A 13,651-nucleotide genomic window follows, 5' to 3' on the forward strand; every position below is an offset into this window, starting at 1 on the left:
AGACCGGGCGCGAAGACGCCAACGTCCTCCGCTCCGGTCTGCGGCCCGCGGCCCTCGGAGGGCCTTTTAAGACGTCCGGCGTACGGCAACTTCGCACAGCCGACCGATTACTTAAACAAAAAGGTTGTTTTTTAAAAATATTGTTGTTTAAGTAATCATAGCTATCCTAACTCATATTAATAATATCCAATCATTAAGAACATATGTTCTTTACAGGCTAGATCTCTTTAAAGTATAATAATTCCAGAATCTAAATTTTATATATGGTGGAGAGATAATCAAATGAGCTTGAAAGCAATTATTAGTTATCAGGACACAACTAAAGAGATAGCAATGATAAAAGAAAATGAAGAGTATAAAATGCTTGACCCTATTAAAGAAGGGAAATGGTCAATTAGGGAAATAATTGGGCACCTATACTATTGGGATAAATTTATTTTAGAACAACATATCCCTTGCATGGCGCAAGGAGCAAATCTAATTGCATTCCCTGATCATGACTTCCACAACAATGAAGGGATTCAGTATATCAGTAACTTCAAGAACATGGTTGCTTTAATTGATGAGTTTGTATATACACGAAACCAACTATGTGAGGCTATCGATAGTATCAAAAGCGACATACGATTCACTATTGGTTCTGGCAAACGACAATTTACTCTTGAAAGTTACATTAGTATATTTTCAAAACATGATATTCATCATTTAGAGCAAATCAGGAATAAACTGTCACATTAATTGTTAGGCCAAGCCCCAATATCGAGTTTAACTTGAAATTAGTTTGCTTTGTTCATCACTTATTCCGCGTTTTGTAGCTTTGCCGCCTCTTTTACGAGGCTGTAATGCCTCCTTTTCTACCCTTGTCACTTTCCAAGACATAAGTTTCATCACTTTCAACAATGCAACACAAAGTGGCATGACCTACTGACCGAAAGGCATTAAGTATCTTATGCCTCCAATAAAATGCTGTAGCAACGTGAATATCGAGTTCAACAGCTATTTTTGGTAGTGGCTTCCCTTTGCTGTCAACCATCATCAAAAAATATTTCATCCATTTCGCAGGACTGTGGGTGCCAGAAAGTGGCGTTCCACTTATATCGTTGAAGTATCGTTGACGCTCGCGGTAAGTACCGTTTCGCTTCACACGCAAACTACCACAATGAATACAAGCTAAACCGTTCCGAAAGCGTGATTATCGAATTCCTTTATATAAGCCACTTGGCTTCATTGGTTCAGTAGACACATCTTTCTTTATCGCTTCAAACAACTGTTTTGATCTTCCATAGACAAGTCTGTAAATTGTGCATAAAGGTCTAACCAGGCTTGTGCCATACGAAACTCTCTCCTATCTGAAAGGTATTATATATAATAACAATTTTCAAATAGGATTCGCAGGATAGCCGCATTTTTTTAGAAAACAGCCAAACAAAAAGGACGGCAGCTCGGACAAATCATCGATTACCGCGTCCGCTGTTCCGGGAGCGTCGTAATAAGGGTCGCGCTTCCACACGCCCTTCATCCCTACGGCCTGCGCCGCTTGAACGTCGTTGACCGGATGATCGCCGACGAATACCGCGTCCTCCGGCGTAACGCCAAGCCGTTCAAGCGCCCGCAAAAAAATCGCCGGGTCCGGCTTGCGCAATCCCTCCCGCTCGGAAATAAGCAGCGTTCGGAAATAATCCTGTATGCCTAAGGCCTTAATATTGTTCATTTGGAACGCCGTGAATCCATTCGTTATCATCCCAAGCGCGATTCCTCTGTCGCTCAGCTCGTCAAGGAGACGGATCATATTCGGAAAAGGGACGCAGCTGTCCGCAAACCCGGCAATATAATCGGCTAACAGCTGATCCGGCGTCAGCCCGTGTATCCCGAACCGTTCGGTCATTTCCGCGTAGACGCGATCCTTCCAGACGTATCCTTTGGCATCCAGCGTAATGAACGCGGAGCAATACTCCTCCGCGTCAATATGGCCGACATGCCGGTGGAGACGCTCGTGCTGCCGGCGAATAAACTTGCGAACCGAGGCATCCCGGTCCAGCAGCGTTCCGTCCAGATCGAACAGCACCGCCCGGATCATAGCGCAGCCTCCGCCTGCAGCCCGCTGCGGACAAGCTGCAGCAGCGCTTCCTTGCGGTCCGGCGGACAAGCGATAATATACGGCTCGGCGTTCATCCCGTCGAAGGGGTTGCCGTCGAAATCCATGACGACCCCTCCCGCTTCTTGGACAAGCAGCAGACCCGAATACAAGTCGTCGCCTTCCGAATTATACAGCACAATGCCGTCGATTTGACCTCGCGCGAGCATGACCCATTGCAGCGTCGGCGCCCACAGACGAAGCAGCCGTTTGCTGTTTTGCTCGATATGCAGGCGCAGCCGGGAAGCCCGGTTATCCTGCTGTACCTGATGGCCTTGAATCCAGCCTATTGTCATTCGCTTGGAGGCAGGCTTCTCTTGTATCCGGAAAACGGTTTCATTGCAGACTGCGCCAGCCGACCTCCTGGCCGTGTAAAGCTTGTCCTGCATCGTATCGTAAATAATCCCGAGCATAGGCATGCCTCGGTAAATCAAAGTAATCGAGACGCCGAAAAGCGGCATGCCGACGGCGAAATTATTGGTGCCGTCGAGCGGATCGACCAGCCACAGCCAGTCCCCCTCGACTCCGGACCAGCCGGATTCCTCGCTGCGTATTTGATGCTCCGGAAACATCCCCCGGATGCTGTGCAATATGACCTGTTCGGCAAGCAAATCCGCTTCCGTAAGCAGATCTCCGCTCTCGTCCTTCTCCTCGACCTTAAAGCCCCGCTGAAACAAATTGCGGGCTACGGCCCCCGCCGCTTTCGCCGCCTGCGCCGCAACCTCTTCCGCTAACGTTAAAATCTGCTCCACCGCTGCTTTCATCCTCCCCATCCGATTTGGCTTGCCAAACTACATGCCGACGAATCCGGCCTCTGCGTTCCCCGCCTTCCACTCCGTCGATTCAATTCGCGCGCCGAGAGCGCGGAAGCTTCCGACCGCATCCTCGTAACCTCTCTCAATATGCTCCACTCCGGTGATTCGCGTCGTCCCCTCCGCGGCGAGTCCCGCCAAAATAAGGCAGGTTCCGGCCCGGACGTCGGTCGCGTGAACCCAGTTGCCGACAAGCGGCACGCCGCCTTTAATATAGGCGCTCTCCTTGCGCACCCATACATCGGCGCCCAGACGCTTAAGCTGATGAATATGATTGAAACGTTTGACAAATACCCGCTCGGTGACGATGCTTTTGCCGGGCGCCCGGGTTAACAGCGCCGTCAGCGGCTGCTGCAAATCGGTCGCAAAAGCCGGATACATCCCCGTTCTTACACGGGTCGCGCGCAGGCGGCCGTCCGAATGCGCCGTGACGCTTTGGTCGCCCGTTTCGATCTCCAGCCCGATTTCTCTTAACTGCGCCAGGCAGGAGCCCATATGCTCCGGTATGACATTAGCCACAGTCACAGACCCGCCGTTGATGCCTGCCGCCATAAGGAACGAACCGGCAATCAGGCGGTCCGGAATGACGGCGTACCGCCCGCCTCCGAGGTAAGGCACGCCTTCAATGCGGATTTGATCGGTTCCCGCGCCGACGATTTTGGCCCCGAGCTGATTGAGGAAATTGGCCGTATCTACGACTTCCGGATCTGTCGCCGCATTGCTCAGGCGCGTTCTGCCTTTGGCTCTCGCCGCCGCCAGCATGACATTGATCGTAGCCCCCATAGTGATCGTGTCGAAATAGACATCGGCTCCGCGCAGCTCTTTCGCTTCGACGACATAATGATCGCTATGAAATGTAAATTCTGCGCCGAGCGCGCGCAATCCTTTAATATGCTGATCGATCGGACGGGATACGAAATCGTCGCCTCCGGGAAATCCGATGGTCACTTTACCGAACTTGGCCAGCAGCGCGCCGACGAAATAATAAGAGGAACGGTAAGCAGACGACTTGCCCGGATCGATGGTCGCGCTGTGAATGAATCGCGGATCGATCAGCATGTCCCCCATAGGCGTACGCTCTATGGTAAGACCGATGTCCAAACCGATTTGGCGAATGATGCGGACATCGTTGCTGCCCGGGATTCCTTCCAGAGTTACCGTAGCGTCGGCCAGACAAGCGGCCGCCAGCAGCGCCTGCGAACTGTTCTTGGAGCCTTGAACGGTTACGCTGCCGTGAAGCGGACCTGATGTTTGCACTTGTATCACTTTCACAATCGTTCCTGCCTTCCGTAAGGACGCTTACTTTAAGAAGCGAACCGTCCGCCCCGTCAAGACGGGATGCGTCAGTCCTTCTCCAGGACATACCCGCTGCCGCGGACGGCGCTGATCGTAAACGTATCTTTCCCGTATTTTTTGCGAATCCGATATATTAAAGCATTCAATTCATCCATACTGACATCCGGCACGCCGCCTAAGCCCAGCGTTCTTTCCGGCCACACCGTTTTCTTGATTTCGTCGAACGGCACCAGCTGATTCGCCTGATCGTACAGCAGCTTGATCAGTCCGTATTCTTTCTCGGACATCACAATGCGCTGCCCTTCGACCGTGCACTCCCGTTTCTCCCAGTTAATAGAGAAGCCGAGCTCTTGAAAGTTGAACTGCTGCGTATAGCTGATCGGCTCGAATTCCAGCGTCTGATCCGCAAACAAATAAGAGAAGTGGATGACCACCATCCCTTTGGCCAGCTTGATGATGTCGAATGCCTGCAGCGTATGCGGCGTATGCGGCTCAATGAGGACGCCGTTCACTTCCGTGCCGTGCCTGCTGCCCATGTCGTACAGCACCGCCTTGTCCCTTTCCCTGCGAATCATCAGATGCTTGCGGGAAATAAACGCGTTGGAAAAAGCCAGATCCGGCGTTTCATCGTTGGACGAGCGCCCGACGACCCAACTGTCGGTATTCAAGTTGATGCAGGTCCCCGCACGATGCGGCTCCCCTCTGATGATATACAGACAGGCGTAAGTGTCCGACTGGCTTGCCTCGGCTGATTGCCGCTGATTGGTTCTGGCGGCCGAAGAGTCCGCTCTATGTACCCGAATATCGTTTACCATCATTTCATAACAACACCTTTATGAGAAAACTTCATGGAAAGGCCGCTAAAAAAGCGTTCTTCATCATCTTACCCTATTTTGTCCGGCAATGGTAATGCACCTTCCTGACAAATCGCTCACTTTTCGCTGACGCGGCCGGCTAATCCCGGCGCATATCGCCTGCGAGCGGAAAAACGCGTAAAGAAGCCTATTCCATTTTATACGAAACGGCGGGCCAAAAGGTTGCTGCCGAACGGAGAAATCCCATATGTTCCCATATGGGTTCGCGATTTGCACGGCTTGCCGCGCCCGAGACCGGCTGGCGGAACAAATCCCCCAAAAGCCATCCATGCCGCTACGCGGCACCACAGACAATGGAAATGGGGTACCAAGAGTAATTTCCAGGGTAGTGACGTGATGCACTGAAGCTTATTCCGTCCGCATCCAGCCTAAGCTGGATCGGCGTCTAACCATTCCTCTGGGATCGTTCTATGGGTAGACATTCCTTTCGGGGGAGCCCACGGATATCCACAGGATATGGCTGTGCTTCATTTCCTAAACAACAAGAAATACGAGCCTTGGAGCAAATGGCTCCAAGGCTCGCATATGTTTCCCGCAGTGTACCCGTCATCCCCTTCGTCTTCACACGCTTTGGATCGTGCCCGTCTCCACCGAACGATGAATCGCATGCACGAGTCTAGTATTCAGCAAACCGGCATCGACTCCGCTGTCCGGCTCGGTATCCAGCCGGATATTATCGATGAACGAATGGAGCATAAAGCTCGGCGCGGAAGTAAACTGCCCGTTGATCGGCGTCCCCAGCGTATGCATATGCCTGTAGTCGGAGGTCGCCTTGCGCACCATCTGATCGGACAGATCGACGTACAGCGCGCCGTGCTCGCCGATAATTTCATACTTGAAATCGTAGATCAGCGGCATCGATTCCGGCAAAATCCAGCTGGTCGTAAACGTGGCATGCGTATCGTCCTCGAACGTGACGACCGACTGGATCGCATCGTAGGTATCGATCCCCATCGAGACAAGCTTCTTCTTCGTTCCGACCGCATAGACCCTGGTAGGCTTAACGCCCTTGAGCCACAGCGCAATATCGGTCGCATGCGGGAACAAAAACCAGCCTGGCGTCGAATTCTTCGACCATTTGAGCATTTGGGTCGGCACATAGATCGTATCGTTCAGACGGGAGTTCACGGTGACGATCTTCCCGATCTGCCCTTGCTCGACCGCTTCCTTCACGGCAGCGAACGGGGCATTCCAGCGGTTCTCGAAAGCGACCAGACATTTGACTTGCGCCGCCTTGACCGCTTCCGCCATCTCCTCCGCTTCCTCGACGATCGTTGAGAACGGCTTCTCGACCATCATATGGATGCCTTTCCTGGCGGCAAGCATCACCGGCTCGCGGTGAAGAAAATCCGGCGTCGCGATGACGATCGCATCCAGCTTCTCGCGTTCGATCATATCCTCTACGCGCAGATAGCCGGGCACGCCGTATTTGCGCTTGTTTCTCTCCAGCGTCTCTTCGAACGCATCGCTGACGGCCGCAAGCTCCGCATAAGGATTTTGGCGAATCGTATCCGCAAACAGACTTCCTCTAATGCCCATTCCGACAATTCCGAACTTAATCATAGATATATACCGCTCCTTATCCAATGTTTTTCGCATAAACGTCATTTCACCGCTCCGGCGGTCATCCCGCTGACCAAATATTTTTGCAGCGCCCAGAACGCGACCACGATCGGAAGCGTTGTCATGACCGAGCCGGCCATCAAGTAGTCCCAGTTGACGACATACTGCCCCTGAAAGCTGGCGATCCCGACCGACAGCGTCCATTTGCCGTAGTCGCTCAAAAACGTTTGGGCAAACAGAAACTCATTCCAGCTGGTCAGAAACGAAAAGATCGCCGTCACGACCAGTCCCGGAAGCGTCAATGGCAGAATGATGCGGATAAACGTTACCAAGCGGCTCGCTCCGTCCACCATGGCCGCCTCGTCGATCGAATAGGAAACGCTGTCGAAATAGCCTTTCAGCATCCAGGTGCAGAACGGTATCGCCACGGTGGAATAGGCGATCACAAGCCCGATGTGAGAATTCAGCAGCTGGTATTCCTTCATGATGATGTATAACGGAATAATGAGCAGCGAGCCCGGCAGCATTTGCGTAATCAGTATCAAATAGCCGATAGCCATGCGCCCGCGATAGCGGAACCGGGACATCGAATATCCGCCGAGGGCGGAAATGATAATTGAGAATAGCGTAGTCAGCAAGGAGACGACGGTCGTATTGTAAAACCATTTGACGAAGTTCAGGTTATCGTCCGCGGACGGGTTCAGCATCGCCTTATAACCGCCTGTATTGATAGCCGAAGGCAAATAATTCAGCGGCATACTGTAGATGTCGCCGGGCGGCTTGAGCGAAGTCGCGATCATCCATAGAAACGGGCCGACGGCAAATAAAGATATCAGTACGGCGCAAACATAGATCCATGCTAGGCGCAGTTTCTTCACGTCGTCTCCCCCGCTTTCGTCGCTTTCAGGTAGATCAAAGTAAAGACGATCGAGACCAGCAGCAAAATCATACCGCCCGCTGCGGCCACGCCGAAATTAAACGTCTTGAATCCGACCTTGTAAATAAAAATCGTCAATATTTCCGTAACCCGGCTAGGGCCGCCGCCCGTCAGCACATACACGATGCCGAAATCTTTGATCGTCCAGACGACCAAGAGTAGGAAGACGACCACGGATACCGGCCGCAATAGCGGCAGCGTCACGCTGCGGAATTGCCGCCAAATACCGGCGCCGTCCATCGTCGCCGCTTCGTACAAATCCTTGGGAATGCTCTGCAAGCCGGCCAGCAGCATGATCGCCGCAAAAGGGAAGCCTTTCCACACATTGACGAACATGGCCGCGCCGAGCGCCGTGCGCGAATCGCCCAAGAAGGCGACCGGACTCGATAATATATTCATTTTCAACAAAATATCGTTGATCACTCCGTATTGATAATCGTACATCAATATGAACACGAGGCAGGTTACGACCTCCGGAACCGCCCACGGAATAATGACCATAGCCCGCACCAGGCCCCTGCCCCTGAACTTCGTATGAAGCAGCAGAGCCGTTCCCAGGCCGAGCAAATACCGGAGCGCCACCGTGACGACAATGTACAAAAACGTAATATAAAGCGATGTAAAAAAATAGTCCGACCGGAACAAGCCGCCATAGTTGTCCAGCCCTACGAAAGGATGTCCGCCCTTCGGCTTCGTGACGAGCCAATATTGAAAGCTCATGAGCATAGCCTTGCCGATCGGATACAGCAGTACCAGGACGATCGCGATCACGAGCGGCGCAATGAACAGGTAGCCGACCCGGTTGTCGCGCCATCTTTTGAATTCCCTCTTCAATAAGGAAGGCTGCTCGTAACGTGGTGCCGCTTCTGCATGTTTCATAAGACCCTCCTTCTCTTCAGCTAATCCCGTTCTCTCCGGCAAGCGGCGGGCGGACGCCATCACAGCAGAATGTGCGGACGCCCCCGGACATGCCGTTTCCGGTTAATTTAACGCTTCCTTCATCTTCTTGGCCGCTTCATCCAGCGACGCCTTCGGATCTTTCTTGCCGACGAATATGTCCTGCGCCGTGTTGACGATAATTTGCGACAGGCTTCCCTGCTCCGGAATCGGAGGGTCCATTACCGCAGGTGCGTAGCGGTCGTTAAGAAATTCCATAAACTGGACGGCCAGCGGATTATCCTTTTTGTAAGCGTCCGTCGCCACATAGTCCTTATTGCTCGGAATCATGCCCGAACCGGCGATCACTTGCTGCGCCTCCGGGCTCGTCATCCACTCCAGAAACTTCCACGCTTCCTCCACATGCTTGCTCTTTTTGGAAATCATCGCGACGGAAGGGTTAGTATGCGGATTCGGCTTGTAGTCCTTGCCCTTGTACTGAACCACCGGCTGCGGCAGCAAGCCCAGATCGTCCATCAGCTTCGCGTCCCGCTCCTTGGTCATCCCGATAAACCAGGGACCGTCCATATTCATCGCCGCCTGGCCGTTCCAGAACATTTCCCGCCCGACCTTCTTGTCGCGAGTGCCCGGCGGCGTAGCCTGCGGATTGTTCATCAAATCCTGCCACCATGCGGCGGCCCACACATTCGCTTCGCTGTTCACATGAATCCGGTCGGCCGTATACGGTCCCGCCTCGCCGTCAGGGAAGAAGATGCCTCCCGAAACCGGCCTTGCGACCAGGCGGTACCACTCGGAAGCGACGAACGGATGAGAGCCTACGACGCTAGCGAAGCCGTATTGATCGAGCTTGCCGTCGCCGTTCGTGTCGACGCCGAGCTTGGTCGCCGCATTTTTGAAATCCTCCAGAGTACGGACGCTGCCCGGATCGATACCCGCCTTTTCGAACAGCGATTTTCGATAAAAAATACCGGTGTTTCCCCAAGCGTAGTTCGATATCGCATAGTAGGAGCCGTCTACCTTGCTGAGCTCCTGGCCGACCAGCTTCTTCTCCAGATCCTTGCCTTTGATGTAGGAATCGAGATTGACGAACGCGCCTCCGTCGACCAGCGAATGATAGGTCGCGATGTTTTCCGGGTACACCTGTACGATATCCCCTTGCGTACCCGCAATGATCTCCGTCGTTAACTTGTCCCAGAAATTTTCGTAATCTGCCCCGTGAACTGTAATCTTCACGTTCGGATTTTTTTCGTTGTACATCGAAATCAGCGTATCGATCGCCTTCTTATGAGGCGCTTCCGCATACAGCGAAGTTTCAAACGTCAGCGTAACGGTTTTCTCGCTCCCCGCGCCGGACGACGGCTTGCCGCCTTCATCCGAGCAGGCGGCAAGCAGCCCGCCTGCCGTCATCATAAGAGCAGCCGCTGCGGCTGCACGCTTGCTCCATACCGGTGCCTTCTTGCGTTTCATCATGGTCATGCATTTCCCCCCGCCTTAGTTGTCATTCATAGTTCGGCCGTTTGTAAAGCGTGTGCGGCGCCCGCTTGCATTCATCGCCGTCGATCGACTTGCCTTAATCTTAAATGCAGCCGCCGCCTAGCTCAATGTACACTTTTCGGCGATAAACTAATTGTCATTCCGCGCCCGGACATCGCCGCCGATGGGCAGGAAGCACTGCAGCGGGCGCAGGCCGTTGCGGCAAACAAAAAACGCCTCCTCGGCCCGTACGCATTTGCCGTACGAATTAAGGAAGCGGCTTCGAACGCAATAAATTTTTTTCGCCGATAAACGTTTTTCAATTTCCTTTGCGGTAATCGCCGGGAGACATGCCGGTCATCTTTTTGAAGGTGCGAATGAACGAAATCGCGCTGGAATACCCGACGTTTTCGGCGATTTCCTGAACGGTCCGATCCGTTTCCGTCAGCAGTCTTTTGGCATGCTGCATGCGCAGATCGATCATAAAGTCGACGAACTTGACGCCGTACGCCTCTTTGAACGCTTTGCTCAAATATTTCCCGTTCATTCCGAATTTCTCGCTCAAAAAATCGAGGGACAGATTCGGGTTCATCACATGCTGCTCCAAGTAAGCCTTCACCTCGTGAATCGCAAACTGCGGATGCTTCGCTTCCCGCAGCTCGTCCATTTGCAGCGCAAACCGCTCCAGCACGGCGGGATAGCCGTCCTCAATCTCCTCCAGCGTTTCGAAGGAATCGAGCAGTCCGAGCAGCTTCGGATAGGCGTCCTTCTTCCACCGCTCCTGGAGATGCGCGCCCATGGCGCTCACGGCGCGGTCCAAATGAAACGTCAGCGACCGCAGCAGCGTGACGACATCCTCCCGGGACAAGACGCTGCGGTACATTTCGCGAAACAGCGTCTGCAGATCGCTTCGCCAGCGGCCTTGCGACATCCGGTAATCGCTGGCGATATCCATAATGAGCTGCAGCTGCTCGTTCGCCTCGCCCTTCGACGGAAGCCGCTCGTGAACAAGCAGGCCGTTGCCGCCGTATATCGTTTTGAACCGCAGCGCCTCCTGCGCCTCCTTGAACGAATCGCGAAGCCCTTCCGGACGGCCGGTCAGCCCCCCGATCCCGATCGTGACGGTCAACTGAAGATTGACTTCCATCCAGCTTCTAATTTTCTCAAACATCTCGATATGCTCGATCGACGTCTTCGTCCCATCATCGATACGCAGCACGCAGGTTAATTGATGCGACGCCGTCCACAGCGTCCAGACCGTCTCCGTTCCGGAAACCGCCGTTTCCTCGACCATCTTGCTGATGACAAACTTGAACAGATTTTGATCGCGGTGGCTGTATTCCTTGCAAAATTCGGTATACTTGTCGATCTCCACGACGAATACCGTCTGCATTCCGAACGTGGCGGGCATCATCAAGCCGTCGGCTTCGCGGCTCCATTCCTCCGCGTCGACCCGTCTGGTCCCTTCCAGCAGCCCGTGAATGAAATAATTTCGGCGCACGCCCAAATCTTGGTAATACTGCCGCTCCCAATGATTGGATTGCTCGATCATATTGTCCAGCGCCGACTCGATAAACTTGAATTCATTGGCGTTCGCCCCGCCGCCGATAAATCGCGCCTTATAGTCCAGATACAGCTGCAGCCGGGAAACGATCAATTCGATCGGCTTGTAATTGCGGCGCGTGACGTAGATCATCCAGGCAATCGCACCGAGCACGACCAGTATGCCCAGCGAAATCCACACGTTGTACAAGCCCAGCACCAGCCCGATCAAGCCTTCCCGGCGTATGCCGCTATCCATCCGCCACCCTGTGTAATCGGATACATAACTTGCGTACACTTTGCCTTCTTCAGGGGAAAACGCGTCGCCTGCGGCCGCTTCCATCAGATCGCTGCCTTGGCGATCGTACAGCCGGACGAAGCTGACTTCCGGATTGTACATTTGGCGGGCGATCGCATGCAGCGCATCCGTCCTTACGTTAAGCACCAGCATCCCTTTCTCTTGGGAAAACACCGGAAAGCCCCGTGTCAAGCTTACGACCTGGACACCTTCTTCATACGCAAACTGCTTAAAAGCCCGGGAATCGGACCAGACGCTGTTGGGCGCCTTGCGCATCCGGGCGATGAACGGCTCGTCCGGATAATCGCGAAGCGCATAGGAACCGATATTGCTGAGCACGGTATCGTCGCGGAAACGAATGACATACATCGAGTCTATCAGCGGGTAGGTCACCTTCAAATCGCGCATCGCGTTCATGACCGCCACATCCAGCTTCAAATCGTCCGCGCCGCCGGAGGAAAAGTAACGCGCTACGTCGGAATTGCGCAGCAGCTCCAGGGTCACCTTCTCGTCGATCGCCTTTAAAGAATAATCGATATAACGGATCGCCTGCTGAGCGACAAAATCATTCGCTTTGATCGTTTCTTTCTTGTTTTGCTCGCTTAACGTTTGAAAAAAGATAAAAAATAAAAAAGCCGTGACGACAAAGAAAACGGGAATATAAGAAAGCAGCAGGCGATAAAACCATTTCTTGCTCATCGGGTCTCACTCATTTCAGAAACTCAGTGTATGAACCAAATTATGCGTACGTCCGCCGGTGAAGTCAATAGCCGCCGTATGCGGAAGGGCTGGCAGATTCGGATTCGCCGCGTTCCGTAAGGCTCCGAAGGCAGCAGGAGGCCCCGCTTGTTCGCCGACAAGCGGGGCCCTGTTCGTAAACAATGCTGCGAGCTTGGCTTCTATCTTCTGCCGGCGGCCACGGCCGCCGATTCCGGTTAAGCGATGGAGGTCGGAGCTCCGAACGGCGACCTGTAGCCATTGATCGCGTTCAAGACGCGCTGCGCCTCCTCGTCGCTCATGGAGCCGTACCGCTCGACCGCATCGACGATTTTCGGGAACAAATGGATGTCCCCCGCGCTGGCGAAGCCGGCGACTCCCTTGAACGACAGAACAAAGTGCACGCAGGCGTCGATAATCTCCTGCCTGTCGAACGGCTCATACCAGGTCGCGTAGGCTCTGTCCTGCTCCTCGCCCCAAGGGCCTTTGGCGATCGCCTTGATAACCCGGAGCGCCGTGTTCTGCCTGTCCGCTTCCTCCAGCAGCGCATCGAAAGCCTCTCTGTATTCGGGAAGCGAATACAAGTGATAGTTAAGCGGCAGCAGCACGGTATCGAACGGGAATCTGCGCAGCGCTTCCAGATGAGTGACCGGAGCCTGATGCCCGTGGCCGGTAATGCCGATGGCCTTGATCACGCCTTCGTCCTTCGCCTCAAGCAGCGCTTCGAGGGCGCCTCCCGGAGCCGTACATTTGTCCAGCTCCTCGATCGTGCCGACGGCGTGCATTTGGAGCAGATCGAGCCGATCCGTCTGCAGCCGCTCCAGCGAGCGGTAAATTTGCTCCTTGGCCTTCTCCTTCGTCCTCTCGCCCGTTTTCGTGGCGAGGAAGATTTCGCCGCGAACCCGCGGCATCCACGGTCCCATGCGAAGCTCGGCATCGCCGTAGCTCGCCGCCGTATCGAAATGGTTCACTCCATGCTTCAGAGCGAAGGAGATCGACGCGTCCGCCTCCTCCTGAGTCACCTGCCCAAGACTGGCGGCGCCGAACATGATGACGGAGCTCATATGCCCCAAACGGCCTACTTGACGTTGCAGCATAACAATTGTC

At 53.8% G+C, this 13,651-nt stretch carries 11 protein-coding genes and 1 pseudogene; 1 reads left to right on the forward strand and 11 read right to left on the reverse strand.

What is annotated here, in order from left to right:
• The first annotated feature begins 282 nt into the window (after positions 1-282).
• Complete coding sequence (locus tag N0M98_RS00275) at positions 283-738, forward strand: DinB family protein (RefSeq protein ID WP_259616598.1); 456 nt, start codon at positions 283-285, stop codon at positions 736-738.
• Positions 739-786: 48 nt separating this feature from the next.
• On the opposite strand, the pseudogene N0M98_RS00280 reads toward N0M98_RS00275, so the two are convergent.
• From N0M98_RS00280 to N0M98_RS00330, 11 genes and pseudogenes are all read right to left on the reverse strand, one after another.
• Positions 787-1,332: pseudogene (locus N0M98_RS00280) on the reverse strand (transposase); the annotation flags it as partial.
• Between the two features lie 46 nt (positions 1,333-1,378).
• Positions 1,379-2,077, reverse strand: coding sequence for an HAD family hydrolase (locus tag N0M98_RS00285; RefSeq protein ID WP_259616599.1), 699 nt, complete (start codon positions 2,075-2,077; stop codon positions 1,379-1,381).
• Positions 2,074-2,898, reverse strand: a complete 825-nt coding sequence (locus tag N0M98_RS00290) for an inositol monophosphatase family protein (protein WP_249862415.1) — start codon at positions 2,896-2,898, stop codon at positions 2,074-2,076. Before N0M98_RS00290 ends, N0M98_RS00285 begins: the two co-directional genes overlap by 4 nt.
• Before the next feature lie 27 nt (positions 2,899-2,925).
• Positions 2,926-4,218 (reverse strand): UDP-N-acetylglucosamine 1-carboxyvinyltransferase, encoded by a 1,293-nt coding sequence (murA, locus tag N0M98_RS00295; RefSeq protein ID WP_259616600.1) that lies wholly within the window; start codon positions 4,216-4,218, stop codon positions 2,926-2,928.
• A 71-nt stretch (positions 4,219-4,289) separates the two neighbouring features.
• Positions 4,290-5,060: an FHA domain-containing protein gene (locus N0M98_RS00300; RefSeq protein ID WP_249862413.1), complete on the reverse strand. Its 771-nt coding sequence runs from the start codon at positions 5,058-5,060 to the stop codon at positions 4,290-4,292.
• Positions 5,061-5,678: 618 nt separating this feature from the next.
• Entirely contained in the window at positions 5,679-6,680 is a 1,002-nt protein-coding gene (locus N0M98_RS00305; protein ID WP_259616601.1) for a Gfo/Idh/MocA family protein, read from the reverse strand.
• A gap of 41 nt (positions 6,681-6,721) precedes the next feature.
• Entirely contained in the window at positions 6,722-7,558 is an 837-nt protein-coding gene (locus N0M98_RS00310) for a carbohydrate ABC transporter permease (RefSeq protein WP_259616602.1), read from the reverse strand.
• Positions 7,555-8,496, reverse strand: coding sequence for a carbohydrate ABC transporter permease (locus N0M98_RS00315; RefSeq protein ID WP_259616603.1), 942 nt, complete (start codon positions 8,494-8,496; stop codon positions 7,555-7,557). The genes N0M98_RS00310 and N0M98_RS00315 overlap by 4 nt, the downstream gene beginning before the upstream one ends.
• 102 nt (positions 8,497-8,598) lie before the next feature.
• On the reverse strand, positions 8,599-9,990 hold the full coding sequence (locus N0M98_RS00320; protein ID WP_259616604.1) for an ABC transporter substrate-binding protein: 1,392 nt from the start codon (positions 9,988-9,990) through the stop codon (positions 8,599-8,601).
• Positions 9,991-10,306: 316 nt separating this feature from the next.
• Complete coding sequence (locus N0M98_RS00325) at positions 10,307-12,526, reverse strand: helix-turn-helix domain-containing protein (RefSeq protein WP_259616605.1); 2,220 nt, start codon at positions 12,524-12,526, stop codon at positions 10,307-10,309.
• A gap of 236 nt (positions 12,527-12,762) precedes the next feature.
• Positions 12,763-13,641, reverse strand: coding sequence for an aldo/keto reductase (locus N0M98_RS00330; RefSeq protein WP_259616606.1), 879 nt, complete (start codon positions 13,639-13,641; stop codon positions 12,763-12,765).
• Between the last annotated feature and the right edge of the window lie 10 nt (positions 13,642-13,651).

The organism is Paenibacillus doosanensis (assembly GCF_025060755.1).
GTDB lineage: Bacteria > Bacillota > Bacilli > Paenibacillales > NBRC-103111 > Paenibacillus_S > Paenibacillus_S doosanensis.